Annotated in this window: 23 protein-coding genes and 1 riboswitch; of the genes, 7 read left to right on the top strand and 16 right to left on the bottom strand. The window is 74.5% G+C overall.

Annotated features, from left to right (window positions below; all coding sequences use genetic code 11):
• Nucleotides 1-154: 154 nt before the first annotated feature.
• The 7 genes from ET495_RS06630 to ET495_RS06600 all read right to left on the bottom strand — a co-directional run bounded on the left by ET495_RS06630 (nt 155) and on the right by ET495_RS06600 (nt 5,516).
• Nucleotides 155-631, bottom strand: a complete 477-nt coding sequence (locus tag ET495_RS06630) for a DUF4190 domain-containing protein (RefSeq protein WP_129203628.1) — start codon at nt 629-631, stop codon at nt 155-157.
• Between the two features lie 686 nt (nt 632-1,317).
• Nucleotides 1,318-2,076, bottom strand: coding sequence for a MerR family transcriptional regulator (locus ET495_RS06625; RefSeq protein ID WP_129203626.1), 759 nt, complete (start codon nt 2,074-2,076; stop codon nt 1,318-1,320).
• 120 nt (nt 2,077-2,196) lie between these two features.
• A complete protein-coding gene (locus ET495_RS06620; RefSeq protein ID WP_129203624.1) occupies nt 2,197-3,042 on the bottom strand; it encodes a sigma-70 family RNA polymerase sigma factor in 846 nt (281 codons plus the stop codon).
• A gap of 537 nt (nt 3,043-3,579) precedes the next feature.
• On the bottom strand, nt 3,580-3,804 hold the full coding sequence (locus ET495_RS06615) for a DUF5302 domain-containing protein (protein WP_129203622.1): 225 nt from the start codon (nt 3,802-3,804) through the stop codon (nt 3,580-3,582).
• Nucleotides 3,805-4,135: 331 nt separating this feature from the next.
• On the bottom strand, nt 4,136-4,501 hold the full coding sequence (locus tag ET495_RS06610) for a fluoride efflux transporter FluC (protein ID WP_129203620.1): 366 nt from the start codon (nt 4,499-4,501) through the stop codon (nt 4,136-4,138).
• Nucleotides 4,498-4,974 carry a FluC/FEX family fluoride channel gene (locus ET495_RS06605; RefSeq protein WP_129203618.1) on the bottom strand — a complete coding sequence of 159 codons (477 nt, stop codon included), beginning with the start codon at nt 4,972-4,974 and terminating at the stop codon, nt 4,498-4,500. Before ET495_RS06605 ends, ET495_RS06610 begins: the two co-directional genes overlap by 4 nt.
• Nucleotides 4,971-5,516 (bottom strand): universal stress protein, encoded by a 546-nt coding sequence (locus ET495_RS06600; protein WP_245993351.1) that lies wholly within the window; start codon nt 5,514-5,516, stop codon nt 4,971-4,973. Before ET495_RS06600 ends, ET495_RS06605 begins: the two co-directional genes overlap by 4 nt.
• Nucleotides 5,517-5,558: 42 nt before the next feature.
• Nucleotides 5,559-5,630: riboswitch (Fluoride riboswitch) on the bottom strand.
• Nucleotides 5,631-5,717: 87 nt separating this feature from the next.
• Between ET495_RS06600 and recQ the strand changes: the two genes are divergently transcribed.
• A complete protein-coding gene (gene recQ / locus ET495_RS06595; protein ID WP_211340964.1) occupies nt 5,718-7,574 on the top strand; it encodes a DNA helicase RecQ in 1,857 nt (618 codons plus the stop codon).
• Nucleotides 7,575-7,596: 22 nt separating this feature from the next.
• Here the strand turns inward: recQ and ET495_RS06590 are convergent, their stop codons facing one another.
• A complete protein-coding gene (locus ET495_RS06590; RefSeq protein WP_129203614.1) occupies nt 7,597-8,370 on the bottom strand; it encodes an ABC transporter permease in 774 nt (257 codons plus the stop codon).
• A complete protein-coding gene (locus ET495_RS06585; RefSeq protein ID WP_129203612.1) occupies nt 8,367-9,149 on the bottom strand; it encodes an ABC transporter ATP-binding protein in 783 nt (260 codons plus the stop codon). The genes ET495_RS06590 and ET495_RS06585 overlap by 4 nt, the downstream gene beginning before the upstream one ends.
• Before the next feature lie 92 nt (nt 9,150-9,241).
• Between ET495_RS06585 and ET495_RS06580 the strand changes: the two genes are divergently transcribed.
• The 3 genes from ET495_RS06580 (at nt 9,242) to ET495_RS06570 (ending at nt 12,594) form a co-directional block, all read left to right on the top strand.
• Nucleotides 9,242-10,138: a TetR/AcrR family transcriptional regulator gene (locus tag ET495_RS06580; protein ID WP_129203610.1), complete on the top strand. Its 897-nt coding sequence runs from the start codon at nt 9,242-9,244 to the stop codon at nt 10,136-10,138.
• Nucleotides 10,102-10,743 carry an SDR family oxidoreductase gene (locus ET495_RS06575; protein WP_245993350.1) on the top strand — a complete coding sequence of 214 codons (642 nt, stop codon included), beginning with the start codon at nt 10,102-10,104 and terminating at the stop codon, nt 10,741-10,743. The genes ET495_RS06580 and ET495_RS06575 overlap by 37 nt, the downstream gene beginning before the upstream one ends.
• A 174-nt stretch (nt 10,744-10,917) precedes the next feature.
• Nucleotides 10,918-12,594 carry a bifunctional 3'-5' exonuclease/DNA polymerase gene (locus ET495_RS06570; RefSeq protein WP_129203608.1) on the top strand — a complete coding sequence of 559 codons (1,677 nt, stop codon included), beginning with the start codon at nt 10,918-10,920 and terminating at the stop codon, nt 12,592-12,594.
• A 1-nt stretch (nt 12,595) separates the two neighbouring features.
• Here ET495_RS06570 and ET495_RS06565 read toward each other — a convergent pair whose 3' ends face one another.
• Nucleotides 12,596-14,272 carry a SulP family inorganic anion transporter gene (locus tag ET495_RS06565; RefSeq protein ID WP_129203606.1) on the bottom strand — a complete coding sequence of 559 codons (1,677 nt, stop codon included), beginning with the start codon at nt 14,270-14,272 and terminating at the stop codon, nt 12,596-12,598.
• The gene (locus ET495_RS06560) at nt 14,269-14,685 is read right to left on the bottom strand and encodes an ArsR/SmtB family transcription factor (RefSeq protein ID WP_129203604.1); all 417 of its coding nucleotides are present in this window, start codon (nt 14,683-14,685) and stop codon (nt 14,269-14,271) included. The genes ET495_RS06565 and ET495_RS06560 overlap by 4 nt, the downstream gene beginning before the upstream one ends.
• A 62-nt stretch (nt 14,686-14,747) precedes the next feature.
• Here ET495_RS06560 and ET495_RS06555 point away from each other — a divergent pair, with 62 nt between their 5' ends.
• The 3 genes from ET495_RS06555 to ET495_RS06545 are packed head-to-tail and all read left to right on the top strand — an operon-like array spanning nt 14,748 to nt 17,576.
• The gene (locus tag ET495_RS06555; protein ID WP_129203602.1) at nt 14,748-15,611 is read left to right on the top strand and encodes a Nif3-like dinuclear metal center hexameric protein; all 864 of its coding nucleotides are present in this window, start codon (nt 14,748-14,750) and stop codon (nt 15,609-15,611) included.
• Between the two features lie 22 nt (nt 15,612-15,633).
• Entirely contained in the window at nt 15,634-16,377 is a 744-nt protein-coding gene (locus ET495_RS06550; protein WP_129203600.1) for a zinc ribbon domain-containing protein, read from the top strand.
• A complete protein-coding gene (locus ET495_RS06545) occupies nt 16,377-17,576 on the top strand; it encodes a bifunctional RNase H/acid phosphatase (RefSeq protein WP_129203598.1) in 1,200 nt (399 codons plus the stop codon). The genes ET495_RS06550 and ET495_RS06545 overlap by 1 nt, the downstream gene beginning before the upstream one ends.
• 15 nt (nt 17,577-17,591) lie before the next feature.
• On the opposite strand, the gene ET495_RS06540 is transcribed toward ET495_RS06545, so the two are convergent.
• From ET495_RS06540 to ET495_RS06520, 5 genes are all read right to left on the bottom strand, one after another.
• Nucleotides 17,592-18,425, bottom strand: a complete 834-nt coding sequence (locus ET495_RS06540) for a YaaA family protein (RefSeq protein ID WP_129203596.1) — start codon at nt 18,423-18,425, stop codon at nt 17,592-17,594.
• A gap of 61 nt (nt 18,426-18,486) precedes the next feature.
• The gene (locus tag ET495_RS06535) at nt 18,487-19,266 is read right to left on the bottom strand and encodes an ABC transporter permease (protein ID WP_129203594.1); all 780 of its coding nucleotides are present in this window, start codon (nt 19,264-19,266) and stop codon (nt 18,487-18,489) included.
• The gene (locus tag ET495_RS06530) at nt 19,263-20,288 is read right to left on the bottom strand and encodes an ABC transporter ATP-binding protein (RefSeq protein ID WP_245993349.1); all 1,026 of its coding nucleotides are present in this window, start codon (nt 20,286-20,288) and stop codon (nt 19,263-19,265) included. Before ET495_RS06530 ends, ET495_RS06535 begins: the two co-directional genes overlap by 4 nt.
• 132 nt (nt 20,289-20,420) lie before the next feature.
• Nucleotides 20,421-21,350: a permease prefix domain 1-containing protein gene (locus tag ET495_RS06525; protein ID WP_129203593.1), complete on the bottom strand. Its 930-nt coding sequence runs from the start codon at nt 21,348-21,350 to the stop codon at nt 20,421-20,423.
• Complete coding sequence (locus ET495_RS06520) at nt 21,347-21,736, bottom strand: PadR family transcriptional regulator (protein ID WP_245993348.1); 390 nt, start codon at nt 21,734-21,736, stop codon at nt 21,347-21,349. The genes ET495_RS06525 and ET495_RS06520 overlap by 4 nt, the downstream gene beginning before the upstream one ends.
• Between the last annotated feature and the right edge of the window lie 15 nt (nt 21,737-21,751).

The raw sequence follows: 21,751 nt of genomic DNA, 5'->3' as shown, positions 1-21,751 counted from the left end.
GCGTCCTGAGCCCGGACGCGGTCCCGACAAGAACCTCGGGGTATCGCGGTCTCAGCGTCGAAAGTCCTCGTCGGACCGGTGATTGGCCGGAATCGTCGCCGTCCCGTGAGGGCGGGCGCCATGCTGAATGCGGTGCCGAAGTGAGCCGCGAGGGTCAGGACGCGCTTGCATCGGCGACAGCACCCAACAACAGCAACAAGCAAGCGAGCAGTGAGATCACGGTGAACGCGGCCGAGACGATGATGCCCCACAAGGCGAGCTTGTTGTCGAAGCCTGCCTTCTTGGACTTGTTGTAGCCGATGATCGAGCAGATGAGGCCGACCAGCGGGGCGACGAACGCGCCGATCAGGCCGACCAGCCCCAACGTCTTGCCAGGATCCTCGACGCTTGAGGCGTACATGGGCTGCTGCGGACCTCCGTAGGGGAGCGGCTGCCCGGAGTACGCCTGCTGCGGGCCGCCGTACTGCGGCGTCTGCGGTTGTCCGACGTAGGACTGCTGCGGTGCGTACTGGGGTTGCGGCGAATACGGCTGTTGGGTGGGCGCCGGAGCCCATGCGCCCGGCTCGGCCGGAGGCTGCGGGACGTGGGGAGGCTGCCCTTGACCTGCCATGGGGTCGGGAATGCTGTTCACGCTGATCCTGCCTTCCTGGAACGGTGCCCTCGCGGACGGGTGCTGCCTCGCTGCCTCGGAGGCGAGACAGCGAACGGCCTCGGTCTGGAGACCCGCGACGGTCGCGCAGGCCCCTGTCGCTCGCCGTGCGGTCGTGGGCGTTCATTCCAGCGCGTCCTGAGCCCCTGCGACCGTGCGGTCACGCGGACCTGAACCGCGCGCGGTCATCATTCCGCCGATCGGGCCCGGTGGTGGTCAGATGTCGCAACCCGCCGTGTGCGTGACGCGACTGCTCGTGCCGGAGGTTCGCGGGAGCGGGCCGGGAGGGCGCGACGGTCTGCGTGCGCGAGCGCGACGGGGAACGTCGTCGTGACGCCGGCACGCTTGTGGGCGTGACGCACGGACGGCCGCCCGGCGGCGTCGTCGGACGCTGGCGTTGCCAGGTCGCGAGCGATCCGTGATGCGCCTGCGCGTGCTGGTCCGGCAGGCGCACGTGCGCCGATCGCGCCGGTGCGGAAGGTGCGACGCGCTCGCGGCGCTGGTGACGCCCGTCGCGTGGGCCTTGGCGCGGGCGCGGGAGGGCCCGGCGCCGGAGACTGTGGACCTGGGCATGTCCGCGACGGCCGACGTCGTGAGCGGACGACGCCGACCATCGCGAGCGGGTGTGATCGCTGCCCTGCGCCCTGGTTGCGCCGTTCGAGGAGGGGTCAGCGCGTGCTCTCGAGGTAGGTGAGGAGGGCGTCCCGGACGAAGGCCGCGCCGCGGGCTCCGCCATAGGTGGCGGCGAACCGCTCGTCCACGGTGTACATCTCGGCCAGCCCGCGCACGTAGGCGTCCAAGTCGCCTCCGGGCTCGGACGCGGGGGTGCCGGGGATGGCGCGGAGCCAGTCGACGTGCCGACGTGCGAGGTCCTGAGCCGCGGGCGAGTCGGCGGCGATGTCACCGGCGGCGGCGGCGATCCAGTCCCGTCCGAGCCGTTCCGCGCTGGTCTTCCATGCCTGCCGTTCCTCGTCGCCCATGCCTCGCCACCAGTCGTCGGAGCGCGCGTAGGCGTCCTTCCCCCAGCGGTGCTCGACCTCGTCCTTGTACTGGGTGTGGTCGAAGCCGTCGAGCATGGTCTCTGCCATGAGTTCCTTCCCCTCTCTCAGGGCCGTGACGGTGCGCTCGACGGCGGCGATCTGCCGGGTGAGCCTGTCCTGTTCCTGACGCAGCAGCGACAGGTGGGTGGTCAGCGCCGACGCCGCGTCGTGCTCACGCGAGAGCACGTCGGCGATCTGCGGCAGCCCGAGGCCGAGCTCGCGCAGCAGCAGGACTCGTTGCAGGCGCGCGAGCGCGCGCTCGTCGTAGTAGCGGTAGCCGTTGCCGCCGATGCGGCTGGGCGGCACCAGGCCGAGGTCGTCGTAGTGACGCAGGGTGCGGCTGGTGGTGCCGGCAAGCCGGGCGATCTGCTGAATCGACCGTTCCACGCCCGCGACGGTAAAGGTTGACGTCACGTCAATGTCAACCGGGCCGTCCGGCTGCGAACGGGGCCGCGGACGGCGGATCGCTCCCGGGGGCCCTGGCTGTGCCGCCGCGCGCCGCGTGGGTCAGTAGGGCGCGGCGGCGACCCGCGTGAGCGACGCGTCGGCACGGGCGTCGGCGAGCGCGCGACGGCAGTCCCGGCAGCTGTCGAGATGTTGGTCGACGCGTCGGCGCGCGGACGCACAGAGCGTGCCGGCGAGATAGGCGCCGGCGTGTCCTCGCGTCCACGCGCACGCGCCCTCGGCGTCGCAGGTCGGCACGTGCTCCTGCATCCACTCGGCCCTCAGGGCGCGACGTGCCCGGTAGCACAGGGCGGCGACGGCGTTGGCTCCGATTCCCGTTCGTTCGGCGACAAGGGCTGCCGGGACCTCGTCCACCACCGTGCACCACAGCGCTTCCCGCCACCGCGCGGGGAGGTTCTCGAAAGCTCCGGCGAGGAGTTCTTCGTTCGCCTGGCGAACCATTCGTCCGGACAGGTCCGCGTCGAGGGTTGCGGGGTCGACACAGTCGAACGGTGTGTCGGCGTCCGCAAGCGCCGAGAAGACGAGGGACCTGTCGTGCCACGATTTCATGGCGATATTGCGGATGATGACGAAAAGGTATGCGGTGATCGATCCTTGAGGTCCGCCTCTGCCGGACTGGACGATCTCCACGAGTCGTGTGAACGCTTCGGAGACCATGTCCTCCGCGTCGAGCCGGTGGGGCAGCCGTCGCGCATACCTCAGCGCAGCCGGGTAGTGCTGGGACCAGACGACGGCCATCGCTTCGCGGTCGCCGTCGGCGATGCCCGCCAGAAGGCAGGCGTCGGGCCAGTCCTCCTTCGGTTCCGCGTCGTGCAGTCCGGCCGGTGCGAACGTCGAAGGTCGCCGGTCGGCCGAGGGTTGGTGGGCCTGTGCAGGGTGCGGGGCCAAGCAGTACCTCCGGACGGCTGGACCACTGCGGGCGCGCTGGAGCGGTCCGCCAGTGGTTCCCGACGCGGCGCCGGGAATGACGCGAGAAGAGATCTTCTTTGTGTCACGGAGCGATTGGCGCAGGGCATCCTGAGTGCAGCGTGCGACGCACTCTGCTCACCTTGGAAACGTCGGTGACAAAGCGGCATGCTATGGATGGATATCGATATTGAGTTTGAGGGCAGACATCGAGTGATCGTGTTAGTCGTTGATAGATCCTATGGCGAGGATCACAATCGTGTGCCCAAAGGTCCCGACTCAGACAATTGCCTGAGCAAATCGAATCGTTGTCTATTGCCGTCATCCCGCGCGACGCGTCGTCGTCGACGCCAGCCGCCAGTCCCGGGTGGGGGCACGCGCACACTGCGCAACCCGAGAGCGAGATCCACGCGCTGGGCCCGAGGCTCTCGAGCGCGCAACCGCCGGGCACGGCGCCAACGCGCCGCACCCCGACGACGCGGCCGTCGTCGGGGTGCGGCGCGTTGGCGCCCGGCCGGATCAGCCGCTCTTGCGGCGGAACATCTTCTGGACGGGCCCCTTCGTCTCGGATCCGTGCACGGCGCCGGTGTTGCGCGAGCCGTCGGCACTGCGGCCGTGGGCCGCGTTCTTGCGGTCGAGCGCCTCCTTGAAGCGCGCTTTCGCGTCCTGAGTCGGTGCTGTCGACCCTTCGGGTTGCCCTTCGGCCGTGCCGGACTGCGCCTGGGGCGCCGGATCGGACGTCATACCGATCACTCCTCCTGGTCGGGACCCGGTGGATCGGGGTCGTTACCGCCCAGCGTGCAGCACCGACGTGCACGAACGCCAGCGCATTCACCCGGCGCGCCCCTGTGGCCCGAGCGCGCAGGGGCACGGTGACGTGACGACGCGGCGGGTGGGCGTGCCGGGTGCGTGGGTGCCGGCCTTTCCGCGAGCGATTCCCGCGTCGAGGGTGCGTTCACCGGCACCCCGGCAGTCACGATCGACGGCGTGCGCGGGCGATGGAGCGGCTCGGTGCCCCGGAACGGGCCGACGCGGCCGCGAACGGGCGACCGCTCGCCGGGGCTGCGTGACGTCGTCAGCGGCCGGCGAGCACGATGCCGAGCGCCGCCGCGGCGAGGCACGCCACGAGCATGAGCAGCGGCTGCGCGACGGCAGCCAGCCGCCGTCGCGCGAGGGCGAGCCGTGCGCCCTCGACGCTGGCGGTGCTGAACGTCGAGTACCCGCCAAGCAGGCCGACGCCGAGCACCGCGTTGACGCCCGCGTGACCCGGGTGGGCCAGGCCCCATCCGGCCAGCAGCCCGAGCAGGAAGCACGCCGTGGCGTTGACGGCGAACGTCCCGGCCGGCAGCGAGAGCCGGTTGCGCTTCGCGACGGCGCTGTCGACCAGGAACCGGGCGGCCGACCCGAGCCCGCCCGCGAGCGTGAGCAGCACCCAGGTCATCGCCGCCGCCCCTCGCCGTGCGAGGCCCGCCGGTGCAGCGCCGCTCCCAGCCCGATGCCGGCGACGGCGGCCGCCACCCCGAGGACGACGCTCGCGCCCGCGTAGGCGAGCCCGAGCCCGGCACGCCCGCCTTCGAGCAGGCGGACGGTCTCGACGACGAACGTGCTGTAGGTGGTGAACCCGCCGATGACGCCGGTCCCGCAGCCCAGCCGCACGGCGCGTCGCCAGCCGTGGTCCGGCCCCGTGCGCAGCAGCACCTCGAGCAGCAGGCCGAGCACGAGGGATCCGGCCAGGTTGATGGCGAACGTCGTCCACGGGAACCCGCCGGGGGCCGCGGGGAATGCGTTCTCGAGCGCGGCGCGGGCCGGCACGCCCGCGCACCCGCCGAGCGCGACGAGCCCGGCCGACGCGAGGTGCCCGGCCGACGCGAGGTGCCCGGTGCGCGAACCGTTGGCCGGTGCTGCGGCGTTCATCGCCACGGTGCCTTCGTCGCCGTCCAGTCCACCACGGCGAGGGGCACCGTCAGGACGGGGCGGTGCTGGTGGTGGGCCAGGTGGAGCGCCACCGAGCCCTCCAGCCGCTCGCGCAGGTGCGACGCCGTCCCGGGCGCCCGCGTCCCGACGACGAGGATGGCGGCGTCGACGGCGCGGGCCAGGTGGGTCAGCGCCCGGTCGGGCCGGCCCGCGAGGTACACCAGGCGCCACGGCACGTCCGCGCCCGTCAGCGCGCGCGAGAGCTGGGCGTGCAGCAGGTCACGGGCCTCGTGCCAGGTCCCGTCCGCGGTGTCAGGGTCGATCGGGGCGTGGCTCACGGTGCCGTCGGGGCGCTCCTCGACCACGAACCGCGAGACGTCCGCGTAGGCGAAGTGGATCATCGGTGCCCCGACCGCGCGCGCCCAGGACAGCGCGGTGAGGGGGACCAGGTCGCTCTGGCCGGGGGTGACTCCGACGACCGCCGGATGCCCGGAGATCTCGACCATCCGGTCGACGGCCGGTTGCGGGACGTTGGTGGTCACGCTGCTTCCCTTCCGCGGGCACGCTCCTGCCCGACGTCGTCCATCGAGACAGGAACCATCAGCCTCGCGGCGGTTCGGGCTGGCGCCCCGGCGGGATCCATCGCCGGGCACAGCGTAGCCCCACGGTGCGGCGTCGGGCCGTGCGGCGTCTCTCGCGCGCCTGGGGACGAGCGCCGGGGGCCGTCGGACCCGGTCGGTAGGCTGCGCGGCGTGACGACCGAGACGACCACCGGCCCTGCGCTCGACGTGCTGCGCCGCGTCTTCGGGTACGACACGTTCCGCGGCGCGCAGGCGGAGATCATCGAGACCGTCGTCGCGGGCGGCGACGCGCTCGTGCTCATGCCCACGGGTGGCGGCAAGTCCCTGTGCTACCAGATCCCCGCGCTCGTGCGGCCCGGCACGGGCGTCGTGATCTCTCCGCTCATCGCGCTCATGCAGGATCAGGTGGACGCGCTCGCCGCGCTCGGCGTGCGGGCCGCGTTCCTCAACTCCACGCTCGACGGCGAGCAGCGGCGCGCCGTCGAGCGGGCGTTCGTGGCCGGCGAGCTCGACCTGCTCTACCTCGCGCCCGAGGGCCTGCGCACGCGCGCGGCCGTCGAGCTGCTGGAGCGAGGGCGGGTCGCGCTGTTCGCGATCGACGAGGCGCACTGCGTGTCCCAGTGGGGCCACGACTTCCGGCCGGACTACCTCGAGCTGTCGATGCTGCACGAGCGCTGGCCGGACGTGCCGCGGATCGCGCTGACCGCCACCGCGACCGCCGCGACACGTGCCGAGATCGCCCAGCGCCTGGATCTCGGCGCTGCCCGGCACTTCGTCTCGAGCTTCGACCGCCCCAACATCCAGTACCGGATCGTGCCCAAGGACCGCCCCGACCGGCAGCTCCTTGAGCTGCTGCGCACCGAGCACGGACACGGCGACGGCGCGGGCGACGCGGGCATCGTCTACTGCCTGTCGCGTGCGTCGGTGGAGAAGACGGCGGCGATGCTGGTCGAGAACGGCGTTCCCGCACTCCCGTACCACGCGGGGCTGCCCGCTCCGGTGCGCGCGGCCAACCAGGCGCGGTTCCTGCGTGAGGACGGCCTGGTCATGGTCGCCACGATCGCGTTCGGCATGGGCATCGACAAGCCCGACGTGCGGTTCGTCGCACACCTCGACCTGCCCAAGTCCGTCGAGGGCTACTACCAGGAGACGGGTCGCGCGGGGCGCGACGGACTGCCGTCGACGGCGTGGCTCGCCTACGGGCTGGCCGACGTCGTCCAGCAGCGGCGCCTCATCGAGACGTCCGACGGCGACGCCGCCCACCGGCGCAACCTCAACCAGCACCTGGGCGCGATGCTCGCGCTGTGCGAGACGGTCGAGTGCCGCCGCGCCCAGCTTCTCGCCTACTTCGGCGAGCGGCACCCGGGCGGCTGCGGGGCCTGCGACACCTGCCTCGCGCCGCCCGAGGCGTGGGACGGCACGGTCGCCGCGCAGAAGGTCCTCTCGACGGTGCTGCGTCTGGCGCGCGAGCGCGGCCAGAGCTTCGGCGCCGGGCAGGTGGTCGACATCCTGCTCGGCCGGGACACCGAGAAGATCCGGCGGTTCCGCCACCAGGAGCTGTCGGTGTACGGGGTGGGGGCGGACCTGGCCGAGGGGGAGTGGCGGGCCGTGGTCCGCCAGCTTCTCGCCCAGGGGCTGCTCACCGTGGAGGGCGAGCACGGCACGCTCGTGCTGACCGAGGCGAGCGGCGACGTGCTCGCGCGGCGTCGCGAGGTGCGCATGCGGCACGAGCCCGAGCGCGCGACCCGGGCGGCCCGGGCGCGCAAGGCGAGCCCGGCCGCCGACCTCGCCGACGCCGACGTCCCGTTGTTCGAGGCGCTGCGGGCGTGGCGCGCGGGCGAGGCCAAGGAGCAGGGCAAGCCCGCCTACATCGTGTTCGCCGACGCGACGCTGCGCTCCATCGCCGCGCAGCGCCCCGTCTCGCTCGACCAGCTCGCGACGATCAGCGGCGTCGGGGAGAGCAAGCTCGAACGCTATGGCGAGGCCGTGCTCGCGGTGGTGGGGGGAGCCGGCACGTAGGCCGGCACGTAGATCCGGCGTGTCACGCCCGCCGCTGCAGTGCCCGGCACGCCCCGGCGACCGCGACGACGCACCACACGGCGAGCACCGCCACCGTCCGTACCGAGACACCGAACTCGTCGCTCACCAGCGACGCACGCATGACCTCGGCCATGGGCTGCACGGGCGCCCACTGGTGCACCTCGGCGAGCCACGCCGGCATCCGTTCCGCCGGGTAGCTGACCGGCGAGAACAGCAGCACCACGAACACGAGCACCTGGCTGAGCAGCTGCGCGACCTGCGCGGGCAGCAGGGTCGCCACCGAGTACCCGACGGTCGCCGCGGTGAGCGACACCACGGGTGCGGCGAGCACGATCCACGGACTGACCGACAGCGCGATGTCGAACCGCCACGCCCCGACGACCACACCGAGCACCGTGCCGGGCAGCGCGACGAGCGACCAGACCGCGAGGTCGGCCGCGAGGAAGACCCACCGGGGGATGGGCAGCGTGCGCATCCAGTCGAAGCTGCCCTCGGTGCGCGACTGCGCGACCTGCTGGGGCGCCATGACGAGCCCGACCATGACGAGCGTGATCGTGGGCGCCCCGGTGGCGAGGTAGAGCGCCGCCTCGCGCGGCGGCGTCCCGACCAGGAGCCCGTAGCCGAACACCGTCGTCACGGCCAGCAGCACCTGGACGATGACGAGCAGCGGCAGCCACTGCGACATGCGGCGTGCCTGCCACTGCATGAGCAGGCCGAGCTGGCGCACGACCGCGGCCGGTGCGGTCGGTTCGGCGGTGACGTCCTGCGTGCTCATCGTGCGGCCTCCTGCGGGTGACGGGCGGCGGCGGGCTGCGCCTGGCCGACCAGGTGGATGTAGGCGTCCTCGAGCGAGCGGCCCGGGTGCGCGGCGCTCAGCGCGGCGGGCGTGCCCTGCGCGACGACGCGCCCGCGGTCGAGCACGGTGACGTGGTCGACGACCGTCTCGGCTTCGAGCACGTTGTGCGTCACGAGCAGGACGGCGGCGCCGCCGTCGGCGATCGCGCGGATCTCGCGCCACAGCAGGCGGCGGCGCACCGGGTCGACGTCGTTGGTGGGTTCGTCGAGCACGACGAGGCGCCCGGGAGCGACGGCGGCCATGGCGAACGCGGTGAGCCGCGCGACGCCGCCCGAGACCTTCTCGGCGGGCACGTCGGCCCACGGGCCGAGGTCCAGGGCGTCGAGCAGGTGCGCGGTGCGGCGGCGCACGTCGGCGCGTCGTCCGCCGCGGATGCGGCCGACCAGATCGACGGCGCGGCGCGGGGTGAGGCCGGTGATCGGCACGTTCGCCTGCGCCTGCACGCTGGCGAGCGCTCGGGCGCGGGCCGGGTGCGCGACGGCGTCGACGCCCGCGAGCCGGATGGTGCCGCGGTCGGGGGCGGCGATGCCCACCACCTGGTTGACCAGCGTGCTCTTGCCGGCGCCGTTGTGGCCGAGCAGGCACACGACCTGCCCGGCGCTCGCGGTCAGGTCGATGCCGTCGTTGGCCTGCACGGCGCGGCTGCCGGAGCCGTACCGCTTGTGCAGGTCCCGGATGGCCAGGACGTCGTCGGACATGGGGATCCTCTCGTGGATACCGTTCGGTACGGAAGGATCGTAACCATACCGGACGGTATTGCAATACCGTCTGGCATGTAGACTGGCGTGCCATGGCGGACGACACCCCCGACGCACGCTCCACGTCCCGCGACCTCAAGGACGCCGTCGCGGCGCTCACCAAGGCCCTCGGGCAGACGCTCAGCGAGGCCGGCAGCGCCGCACGTCGCGAGGTCGCCGACGAGCTCGCCGCCGCCTCGCGCGAGCTCTCGCGCGAGCTCGGCGACGCCGCCTCCGAGCTCGCCGGGCGGTCGACCGCGCGCGCCACGAAGGCCGAGCGCACGCGCGCCGACCTCGTCGCCGCCGCGCGCACCGTCTTCGCCGCCCAGGGCTACGAGGGTGCCTCCGTCGCCGACATCGCGTCCGCCGCCGGGTACACCAAGGGCGCCCTCTACGCGAACTTCGCGTCCAAGGAGGACCTGTTCGTCGAGGTCGCCCGGCAGTTCGCCGGGCGCGGCACGGGCCCCGACGACGCGACGCCGTCGTCGGCCGACCTCGACGACATCCTGCTCTCCCTGGAGGTCTACCTCTTCGCGCTGCGCCACCCCCGCGCCCAGCCCGAGCTGCGCGCGCTCGTCGCGCAGGCGCACGAGGCGCTCGCCACCGAGGTGCACCGGCAGCGCACGGGGCGCGACGGCGAGCCGGCCCGGGCCGACTACGACGTCGCGCTCGGCCTCGCGGCCCTCCACAACTACGGTGCGATCCTGCGCCCCCTGCTTGCGGTCGACGTCGACGGCGCCGTCGAAAGGCTCGGGGCATCATCCGGGGTGCCACGCGCTGAGGGACGCCGTGCCCGATCACGTGCCCGCCCCAGGCGACGCTGCCAGACTGGTGCGGGCCCGGCGTACCGCCGAGCGCACCTGAGGGAGGTCGGTCTGTGCCCCGCACTGAAAAGCGCCGCGTGCGTGTCGCCGTGGCCGGAGGCCATGGCAAGGTCGCGCTCCACCTGACGCGGTACCTCACCGCACGCGGGCACGACGTCGTCGGGCTGGTCCGCGACCCCGGCCAGGTGGCGGACGTGGAGGCGGCGGGCGGCACCGCCGTCGTCGTCGACCTGGAGCAGGCGGAGGCCGCCGACGTGGCCGCGGTGCTCGACGGCGCGGACGCGGTCGTGTTCGCCGCCGGAGCCGGGCCCGGCTCCACCGCCGAGCGCAAGTACACCGTGGACCGCGACGGCGCGATCCTCCTCGCGGCGGCCGCGCGCGTCGCGGGCGTGCGGCGCTTCGTCCAGGTGTCCACGCAGGGCGCCGGGTCTCCCGCGCCCCGCGGGTCGACCCCCGTGTGGGCCGCGTACCTCGACGCCAAGACGCAGGCCGAGGACGACCTGCGCGCGTCGGATCTTGACTGGACCATCCTGCGGCCGGGCCAGTTCACCGACGCCCCCGGCACCGGCCGCGTCACGCTCGCGGGCGGACGCGTCACGCGTGGCACCGTGCCGCGCGCCGACGTCGCGGCCGTGGTCGCAGAGCTGGTGCTGTCGGGCAACGCGGTGGGGCGCACGCTGGCCCTGACCAGCGGCGACGTCCCGGTGCAGACGGCCGTCGCGGCCACGTAGCGCCCCACCCCGCCGCCGTCCCCGCGCCCCGGTCAGGTCGGCAGTCCGTCGTCGGCTCGGGCACCCGGGCGCACGACCTGACGACGGACTGCCGACCTGACGGCAAGCCGCCAGGTGGCCCAGGGCGGCGCGACGGGCCGGCATGTCGGGGGCGGGTGGCATCGTGGGCTCGTGATGCGCGTGCTGCGGGACACCGATCGGGCCGAGGGCTTGGGCGCTCTCGTGCGCGACGACGAGGCCGCGGCACCCGCGCCGCGCTGGACCTGGGACGACACCAACCGCTGGTACCCGGCCCTCCTGGACGCCGGGGTGCGCGTGGAGCGGGCCCACGACCTGCGGCTCGCGCACGCGATCCTGCGGCGCTCGCCCCTGACCGCCCGCACGCCGTTCGCGCGGGCGGATCCCGGGCCGTGGGACGGTCTCGTGCCCGCGCCCGCCGGGCCGCCACCCTCGCTGCCCGGCGCCGGCCCGGCACCGCAGGGGCTGTTCGAGCTGGGTGACATCGCTGCGCCCGCGCGCGACGGCCGCGACGCCCGCGACCCGCACGCCGAGCTCGCGGCGCAGGAGGCGGCCCTCGCCGCGGCCACCGACCCCGGCCGCCTGCGGTTCCTGCTCGCCGCCGAGTCCGCGGGCGCGCTCGTCGCCGCCGAGATGCACCACACGGGCCTGCCCTGGCGTGCCGACGTGCACGACGCGATCCTCACCGAGCGGCTCGGCCCGCGCCCGCCGTCGGGGCAGCGCCCTGTACTGCTCGAGGCGCTCGCCGCGCGCATCCGCGAGGCCCTCGACGCCCCGCCCTCGCTCAACCCCGACTCGCACCCGAGCCTGCTCAAGGCGATGCAGTACGCGGGGGTGGGGGTCAAGAGCCTGAGCAAGTGGGAGCTGGAGGAGCACGACCACCCCGTCGTCGCCCCGCTGCTGGAGTACAAGAAGCTCGCCCGGCTGCTGACCGCCAACGGCTGGAACTGGCTCGACACCTGGGTGCGCGACGGCAGGTTCCGCCCGGAGTACGTGGTCGGCGGCGTCGTCACGGGCCGCTGGTCGTCGGTCGGCGGGGGAGCGCTGCAGCTTCCCAAGGACGTGCGCCGCGCCGTCGTCGCCGATCCGGGCTGGACGCTCGTGGTCGCCGACGTCGCCCAGCTCGAGCCTCGCGTGCTGGCCGCGATGAGCGGCGACGCCGCGATGGCGGCGGCGGGCCGCGGCGGCGACATGTACGCGGGCATCGTCGCGTCGGGGGCCGTGGCGACGCGCGAGCTGGCCAAGGTGGGCATGCTCGGCGCGATGTACGGCGGCACCACGGGCGCGAGCGCCGCCGTGCTGCCGAGCCTCGCGCGCACGTTCCCGCGCGCGATCGCGCTGGTCGAGGACGCCGCTCGCGCGGGCGAGCGCGGCGAGGTCGTCTCCACCTGGCTCGGGCGCGGCTCGCCGCTCCCGGGCGAGCCGTGGGCGCAGGTGCAGGCGGGCGCGTACGCGGCCGAGCCGGCGGGGTCCGCCGACGCGGCGGCACGCGCTCGCGCCTACACGCGGTCGTGGGGCCGGTTCACGCGCAACTTCGTCGTGCAGGGCACGGCCGCCGAGTGGGCGCTGGCCTGGCTGGCGTCGGCGCGGCGCCGGCTGTGGGACCTGGGGGAGGCGGGCCCGGGTGGTACCGGTGTGTTCGGGCGGCGCCCGCACCTGGCGTTCTTCCTGCACGACGAGGTGGTGGTGCACACCCCGGCCGCGCTGGCCGACGACGTCGCGCGCGAGCTGCGGCAGGCCGCGGTCGAGGCGGGACGCCTGCTGTTCGGCGACGCCCCTGTCGAGTTCCCGCTGACGGTCGCGACCGTCGAGACCTACGCGGACGCCAAATAGGTCAGCGCAGCCCGCGCAGCTGTGGCACGTCCTGGCCGAGCTCGGCGCGCCGCACGTGCGAGCGCGCGTGTTCGACGGCCTGGTCGAGGTCTTCGAACAGGTGACGCTCGTCGCGCAGCTCGTCGAGCACGCCGACGTTGCGCAGAAGGCCGACGTGCCCGGGCTGCACTCCCTTGACGAGCACGGTGACGCCGCGCTGCTCGAGCTCGTGCACGAGGTCGCCGAGGGCCTTGGCGCCTGTCGCGTCGACCATGCGCAGCCCCGACAGGCGCAGCACGACGACGCGCACGCCGTCGCGGATCGAGTCGTGCGCGACCTCGGTCAGCACGCGGTCGGCCGCGCCGAAGAACATGGCGCCCTCGATGCGGAACAGCGCGACGTGCTCGTCGCCGGGCTGCGCGTGCCCCGGCAGCGGCTCGCGGTGCACGCCGGCTGCCCGCGCGACGGCGCGCAGCGCGAAGAACGCGGCCACGAGCACGCCGATCTCGACGGCCTCGATGAGGTCGAACGCGACGGTGATGACGGCGGTCACGACGAAGGTGGTCGCGGTGCTGCGGCTCGCGCGCACGACCGTGGCGACCGTGCGGCCCGGGATCATGCGGAACGCCGTCACCATGAGCACGCCCGCGAGCGCCGCGAGCGGGATGCGTGAGACGGGCCCGGTGGCCAGGGTGATGACGGCGAGGATGACGACGGCGTGGACGACGGCGGCCAGACGGGTGCGTGCTCCGGAGCGCACGTTGACGGCGGTGCGGGCGATGGCTCCGGTGGCGGGCATGCCGCCGAACAGCCCGCTGGCGACGGAGGCGAGGCCTTGCCCGACGAGCTCGCGGTCGGGTTGGTAGAGGCTGTCCGTGGTCGACATGGACGCTGCGACGCGCGCCGACAGGAGCGACTCGATGGCCGCGAGCGCTGCGACGGCGAGGGCGGCTCCGCCGAGCTCGCGCAGGGCCCCGGTGCTGGCGGTGGGCAGCACGGGCAGGGGCAGCGAGTCGGGCAGGGCGCCGATGCGGGGCAGGGGCGCGCCGAGCACCTCGGCGAGCACGGTGACGATCGCGACGGCGACGAGCGAGGCCGGGATGGCGCCTGCGATGCGGGGCAGCACGAGCATGACGAGCGCGACCACGGCGACGACGCCGAGCGTCCAGGCGGTCGCGGTGCCGTCGCCCGAGGCGGCGTCGACGGCGGCGCGCACGGCGGTCACGGCGGTGTTGCCGCCTGCTGGTGCGGTGACGCCGAGGGCGGCGGGTACCTGTTGCAGGAAGATGATGCAGGCGATGCCGAGGGTGAACCCTTCGACGACGGGCCAGGGGATGTAGGTGACGATCCGTCCCAGGCGCAGCACGCCGGCGGCGAGGACGACGATGCCGGCGAGCACGGTGACGAGGGCGACGGAGCCGAGCCCGTGCTTGGCGACGATGGGTGCGAGCACGACGGCCATGGCGCCGGTGGGGCCGGAGACCTGGAGGCCGGAGCCGCCGAAGACGGCGGCCACGATGCCGGCGATGACGGCGGTGACGAGTCCGGCGGCGGCGCCGACACCCGAGCTGACGCCGAACGCGAGGGCGAGGGGGAGGGCGACGACGCCGACGGTGAGGCCGGCGACGAGGTCGGCGGCGATGCTGCGCGGGCGCAGGTCGTAGTCGGTGCGGGCCGGCAGCAGGCCCCGGACGTTCATCGTGTCGCGCCGGCGAACGCGGCCTGGGCGGCTTCGAGCACGCCTTGCGCGGACGCGCCGGGCAGCGGCGGCAGGTGCCGGGCGGCGTCGTGCTGGGACCGGGTGGCGCCGTCGGCGAGGCGGGTGAGCAGGAACGCGCGCGCGACGACGAGCAGCTCGGCGACGAGTGGTTCGGTCAGCCGGTAGTCCACGAGGTTGCCCGTGCGCGAGGACTCGACGACGCCGACGCGCTTGAGCACGGCCAGGTGCTGGGACAGCGCGGAAGGTTCGGCGCCGGTGACCTCGAGCAGGCGGGCGACGGGGGCGGTGAGGCAGGGGTCCGCGGCGAGGACCTCCAGCACCTGGAGGCGGGCGGGGTGCGCGAGCGCCTTGAAGAGGTCCGCCTTGATGGCGTACAGCGGCTGGGTGTCCACGAGCCACTACTTTAGCAGTTGCTGAAACCACTCTCCGCGGCGGGCCACCGTAGTCTCGCCCCATGACCGCCGTACCCACGCTCGGAGACGTCGTCGCCGTCCTCGACGGCCTCTACCCGCCCGACACCGCCGAGGGCTGGGACGCCGTCGGGCTCGTTGCCGGGGACCCAGCCGCGCCCGTGCGCACGGTCCTGCTCGCCGTCGACCCCGTGGCGACCGTCGTCGACGAGGCCCTCGACCTGGGCGTCGACCTCGTCGTCACCCACCACCCGCTGTTCCTCAAGGGCGTCCACTCCGTCGCCGCCACGACGTTCAAGGGCGCCGTGGTCCACCGACTGCTGCGCGCGGGCGTCGCGCTCTACAACGCGCACACCAACGCCGACGCCGCCCCGCGCGGCGTCGCCGACGCCCTCGCCGACGCCGTCGGCCTCGTCGACCGCGCACCGCTGGTCGCGCACGCCGACGGAGCCGAGACCGGCATCGGGCGCGTCGGCCGGCTCGCCGCGCCGACGACGCTGCACGACTTCGCCCGACGCGTGGCGGGCGCCCTTCCGGCCACCGCCCAGGGCGTGCGGGTCGCCGGCGACCTCGACGCGACCGTGCGCACCGCCGCCGTCGTCGGCGGATCGGGCGACGCACTGTTCGACGCCGTCCGCGCGGCCGCCGTCGACGTGTACGTCACCTCCGACCTGCGCCACCACCCGGCGTCCGAGCTGCGCGAGCGGGCGCTCTTCGAGCACGGCACGCCCTACCTCGTCGACACCGCGCACTACGCGTCCGAGTGGCCGTGGCTGCGCTACGCCGCGACAGACCTCGCCGCAGGCGTCACCGCGCGGCTCGCAGCACGCGGCGAGGAAGGTACCGTGACCTGCACGGTCTCCACACGCGTCACCGACCCGTGGACGACGACGGTGACAGTTCCATGACAGACAGCAGGAAGGACCCGCGGTGACCACTGCAGCCCCCGAGGACCAGCTCCGGCTGCTGTCCCTGCAAGCGCTCGACACCCGCCTGCAGCAGCTCGCGCACTCGCGCCGCACGCACCCGACGCTCGCCCGCATCGCCGAGCTCGACAAGCAGATCGCCGACCTGCACGGCTCGCTCGTCGATTCGCGCACCGCCGTCAGCGACCTCGAACGCGAGCTCGCCAAGGCCGAGGCCGACGTCGCCCAGGTCGTCGCGCGTGCCGCCAAGGACCAGCAGCGCCTCGACTCGGGCGCGCTCGGCGCCAAGGACGCGCTCGCCGTCTCCGACGAGCTCACGTCCCTCGGCCGCCGCCAGTCGGCGCTCGAGGAGGTCGAGCTCGAGGTCATGGAACGCCTCGAAGCCCATCAGGAGTCCCTCGGCAAGGTCGAGGCGGCCCACCAGGAGCTCGTCGACGCCCGGACGGCCGCCGAGGCCGCGCGCGACGCGGCGTTCGCCGACCTCGACGGGCAGGCGGCGGCGCTCGCGGCCGAGCGTGCCGGGGCTGTCGGCGGCATCGACGCCGCGCTCGTCGCGCTCTACGACCAGGTCCGCACGCGGCTCGGCGGAACGGGTGCCGCGGCGCTGCGCGGCGGACGGTGCGAGGGGTGCGGGCTCGAGCTCAACCCGGGCGACCTCGCCGCCGCACGTGCGGCGGCGGCCGACCAGGTGGTGCGTTGCGAGGAGTGCGGGCGCATCCTCGTGCGCGTCGCGGAGGCTGCCGCCTGATGGCGGCCCCTGGTGTTCGTGCCCTCGTCGTCGAGGCCGACGGCGGGTCGCGCGGCAATCCCGGGCCTGCGGGCTACGGGGCGCTCGTGCGCGACGCCGCGACCGGCGCCGTCCTCGCCGAGCGGGCGGGCTACCTCGGGGTCACCACCAACAACGTCGCCGAGTACACGGGGCTGGTCGAAGGGCTGCGTGCTGCGCACGGCATCGACCCGGGCGCGCGCGTGCAGGTACGCATGGACTCGCGCCTGGTCGTCGAGCAGATGACCGGTGCGTGGCAGATCCGCCACGACGGGCTGCGGGCCATCGCCACCCGGGCGCGCGCCGCGTTCCCCGCGGAGCAGGTCGAGTACACGTGGGTGCCGCGCGCGCAGAACGCCGCGGCCGACGCCCTGGCGAACGAGGCGATGGACACCCGGGAGCCGGTCATCGCGCGCGACCACGGGCCGGACGCCGTGCTCGCCGAGCCGGGGGAGACCCTGGGCGCTCCGGCCCCGGACGCCGATGACGACGCCGCGCCGGGCACCGGCGGGCGCTGGCGGCCGTCGGGGGCGTTCTCGGCGCTCGACCCGTGCGACGCGCTGACGCTCGTCCTCGTGCGGCACGGGGTCACGCCCCTGACGCTGCTCGGCGGGCTGTCGGGCGGCGAGGTGCCGGGCCCGCCGCTGACCGCGCAGGGCCGCAGCCAGGCCGCGCGCGCCGCCGACGCCGTCCATCGGCTTCACGAGACGTGGCCCGACGTGCCGCGCCCGAGCCACATCGCGTCCTCGCCCATGGTGCGCACCCAGGAGGTCGCGGCCGCCGTCGGCCGCCGGCTCGGGCTGCCCGTCACCGTCGACGAACGGCTGCGCGAGATGGAGTTCGGCGATTGGGAGTCGCTGACGCCGGCGCAGGTCGAGGAGCGCTGGCCGGGCGACTTCGCCCAGTGGTACGCGACGGGCACGTTCGCGCCGCCCGGCGGCGAGTCCTACGTGCAGGTGGGCGAGCGCGTGGCCGGGGCGATCGAGGACCTGCGCGCTGCCGGCACCGGTCGCTCGGTGGTCGTGGCCGGTCACGCGGCGATGATCCGCACCGTGGTGGGCCGCGCTCTCCAGATGCCCCCGGCGACCTGGTCGAGCCTGCGGATCCCGCCGTGCTCCCTGACGATCCTGCGCTACTTCCCTGCCGCGACCGAGGTCGTCACGGTGGCCCACCCCACCTGACCCCGGGCCCCGCCCTCACCGGTGCGTGGGGGCGGTGACCAGCTCGAGGGTGGCCGGGGCGCTCCGGGAGGCCGCGGCGTGCAGGGTGGCCTCCGTCAGGCGGTAGGCGAGGCCCGTGCCCGCCTCCGTGGCGATGACCTGCCCGGTCAGCTCCGCCGCGGCGCCGAGCAGCTCGCGGGCCGTCGTGGGCGGTGATCCCGCCCGGCGCAGCAGGTGGCCGGCGAGCACGCCGCGCGTGTGCTTGGCGTGGTGCGACACGACCGTCCGCCGTCCGCCGACGTCGCGGACCACGCGGACGGTGACCCACTCGCCGGTGCGCGGGCGAGGCCGCCATGCGGCCACGTATGCCGCCGAGCGGCAGTCGACGACGACGTCGCCCGCTGCTCGCGCGTCGAGCGCGGCACCCAGCGGAGCCCGCCAGGCGGTGGACAGCTTGCCCACCCCGGGCAGGTCCACGCCCATCGACAGGCGGTAGGCGGGAATGCGGTCGCCCGGAGCGACGGCGCCCCACAGGCCGGAGAAGATCCGCACGCCGTCGTCGGCGCGCGCGGCGTCCGCCGTCTCGGCGAGACGTGCGGCCGCGTACAGCACGCCCGTGTACACGCGGGCGGCAGGTGCCGCCGGCGCGGACGCCAGGTGGGTGTTGCGCTCGACCTCGGCGGCGAGCGACGTTCCCACGCCGAGCACGTCGGCGGCGTCGGAGCGGGCGCTGACGCGGGCGAGCGCTGCCAGCACCTCGGCACGCCGGCCGCCCAGGGCGTCGGCGTGGGCGAGGGCTTCGAGGTCCACGGGGGCGGCGCCGTCGGGCGCGGCGGTCTTGCCCTCGGACGGCGGGAGGAGCAGCAGCACCGGCCCACCCTACGGCCACGCGCGCCCTGCCCCGCGCGGGCCCGGGCGCGCGCGGCCGGGTTCAGGCCGCGCGGCGGTAGGCGCGGAACGCGCCCGTCGCGAGCGCCGTCATCGCGACGGCGAGCGCGGCCAGGAGGCCCAGCCGCCCCCACACGAGCCCCCAGTCCGGGTCGCCCGCGAGGGCTTCGCGGCCCGCGACCACTGCCCAGTCGAAGGGGTTGAACCGCGCCGCGGTCGCGACCCACCCCGCCGAGAGCCGGGTGTCCATCACCGCCGACGACAGGAACATGAGCGGGATGGTCAGCCCCTGCGAGATGCCGATGAGCGCCTCCTGCTGCCGGGTGAGCAGCGCGACGGCGTTGGACGTCGCCGCGAACACGAACGTCAGCAGCACCACGCCGAGCAGCAGGACGAGCAGCCCGGTCGCGCCGCCGTCGAACCGGGCCCCGCACAGCCAGGCGACGCCCAGCACCACGAGCGCCTGCGCGACGGCGACGGCGGCGAACCACACGAGGCTCGCGAGCTGGATCGCGAGCCTGCTCGCCGGCGAGGCGAGCAGGTGGTCCATGACGCCGCGCTCGGAGTCCTCGACGATGCCCGTGCCCGCCCAGGCGGCGCCGAACATGGCCGTCATCATGACCACGCCGGGCGTGATGAACTCCAGGTAGGTGGTGCCCGGCTCCGCGAACCCCGGGATGTCGACCACGGAGCGGAACAGCTGCCCGAACAGCAGCAGCCAGATCAGCGGCTGGACCACCTGCATGACCGCGAAGACCGGGACGCGCAACGTGCTGCGCGAGGCGCGCGCGGCCAGCATCGTGGTGTGTGCCAGGGCGCTCATGCGGTCACCTCGGCCTGCGTCATGCTCGCCTCGAAGGTGCGGCCCGTGTGGTGCAGGTAGACGTCGTCGAGGCTCGGGCGCGCCAGGCTCGCGGCCAGCACCGGAACGGCCGCGCCGTCCAGGGCAGCGAGCAGGACGGGCAGCGTGCCGGCGCCCGACGTCGCCCGCGCCCGCAGGCGACGTCCGTCGACGCCGACCTCGCGCAGCCCCGCGACGCGTGCGGCGACGCTCGCCGCGAGCGCCGCCGTGGCGGCGTCGGGCAGGTCGATGCTGATGCCGTCGCCGTGAAGCTGGTCCTTGAGCGCGTCGGGCGTGCCGCGCGTCACGACGCGGCCGCGGTCGACGATCACGACCTGGTCGGCGAGGCGGTCGGCCTCGTCGAGGTAGTGCGTGGTGAGCAGCACCGTCATGCCGCTGTCGTCGGCGAGCCGCGACAGCTCGGCCCACAGTTCGGCCCGGGCCTCGGGGTCGAGCCCGGTGGTGGGCTCGTCGAGGAACAGCACCGCGGGCCGGTGCACGAGCCCGACGGCGACGTCCAGCTTGCGGGCCATACCGCCCGAGTAGGTGCGCACGAGCCGGTCGGCCGACTCGGTGAGGCCGAACGCGTCGAGCAGCGCCGCGGCACGGGAGGCGGCCTCGCGCCGCCCGAGCCCGTGCAGGCGGGCCGCGAGCAGGAGGTTCTCCCGGCCCGTGTCCAGGGGGCGGGTCACGGGCTTCTGGGCGACGTAGCCGATCGAGCGGCGGACGGCCGCGGCGTCGCGCACGACGTCGTGACCGGCGACGCGCGCGACACCGGCGTCGGGCAGGGCGAGCGTCGCGAGGATGCGGACGGTCGTGGACTTGCCGGCGCCGTTGGGGCCGAGCAGGCCGAGCACCGTGCCCGGCTCGACGACGAGGTCGAGCCCGTCGAGCGCGTGGACCGTGCGGTGGTGGGAGCGGTAGGTCTTGGTCAGCCCGGCGACGTCGATCGCCGGGCCGGAGCGTGTGTCGGGGCGCTGGGGCAGCGCGAGCGTAGCGGGCACGGTCTTGCCTCTCTGTGGGGTGGCGGCGAGCCCGGCGCGCGCCCGTAGGCTGTGAGTGCGTCTCGGATCCGGTCGTGTACCGGGCTCGGGTGTGGTCCCCGGGCGGTGGCAGCCGCCCGGGGACGTTGTGACTCAGCGCTGTGGGGTGTCGCGTGAGCCGAAGAGCATGTGTGCGAGCAGCAGCATCATCACGGCCCAGCCCGCGACGAGGGCGATCCACGACCACGCCCAGCTCCAGGCGAAGCCGAGCACGGTGAAGAGCGCGAAGGCGGTCACCCAGATGACTGCCGTGTAGATGCCGAACCTGGCCGCTGCTGCGGGGTCGGTGTCGAAGCGCGTGTCGCCGTGCCCGGCGCTGCGCGCCCAGGCCTTCCTGCGGTTGGTCTGGGTGACACCGAGCCAGGTGAGTCCGAGGCCCCCGAGGACGACCAGCGCGAGGCCGGTCAGCAGCCAGCCGGTGGCGGTGTCGCCGCTGGTGGCCGCCGTGGCGGCCAGCGCGGCCCCGGCGACGACAAGGCCCCCGGCGACGCCGTACCCGACGGCGCGGCGGATCGGCATCGGGTGGTTCGACGTGGTCTCCTGCCGCAGCGTCGCGCCCACGATCCAGCCTGCTGCCAGCCCGCCGACCCCCGCGAGCAGGACGGTCGCGGCGACGCCTGGTGAGTCGAGCGCACCGACGACGACGAGCGCGAGCGTGGCGACGGCTGCGGCGGCGACGACCCCGGCGAGCGTGACGCCGATGACGTACGCCGGTCGCGGCCGCACGCGATGCGCCGCGCGCAGGGCGGCGGCGTCGGCCCAGTGCGGGCGGTGGGCGCCGCCCGGGGCAGGCGAATCGGCCGGGGGTGCCGCGCCGTCGGACACCTCGGCGATCAGGGCGTGCACGTCACCGAGCTCGGCGACGGCACGGTGTGCGGCCTCGTCGGGGCCGAGGCCGCCGGCCTCGAGCTCGGCGACGCGGTCGAGCAATCCGGCCCTGATCTCCTCCTTGAGGTCGGCGGCCTCGGGCGTGAGGGGGATGCCGGCGAACGCCTCGTCGAGCAGACGGTGGACGGTGGTCATCGCGGGTGGGCCTTTCGGTGGGTGTCGGCACGCGTGTCGAGGAGGGCGTCGATCACGTCGCGCGTGGCGACCCACGCGGCGACGTTGGAGCGGTAGACGGCGCGGCCGGCGTCGGTGATCCGGTAGTACTTGCGGCGGCCGCCCTGCGACTCGTCGCCCCAGTAGGCCTCGACGAGGCCGTCCCTCACCAGGCGGCGGTAGGTCGCGTAGAGCGTGGCCTCCTTGATCTCGTGGTCGCCCCCGGTGGCGTCGCGGATCGTCTTGTAGATCTCGAACCCGTAGCGGTCACCGGAGCGCAGGGCGCCGAGCACGATGGTGTCGGTGTGCCCGCGCAGCAGGTCGGCGGCGAAGGCGTCGTCGGAGCTGGCTGCGGGAGACTGTGTCACGGCCATTACTGTATG

The sequence above is a fragment of the Xylanimonas allomyrinae genome (genome assembly GCF_004135345.1).
In the GTDB taxonomy this organism is placed as follows: domain Bacteria; phylum Actinomycetota; class Actinomycetes; order Actinomycetales; family Cellulomonadaceae; genus Xylanimonas; species Xylanimonas allomyrinae.
Note: the sequence above shows the minus strand (reverse complement) of the source record. Positions and strands in the feature narration are given on the sequence as shown.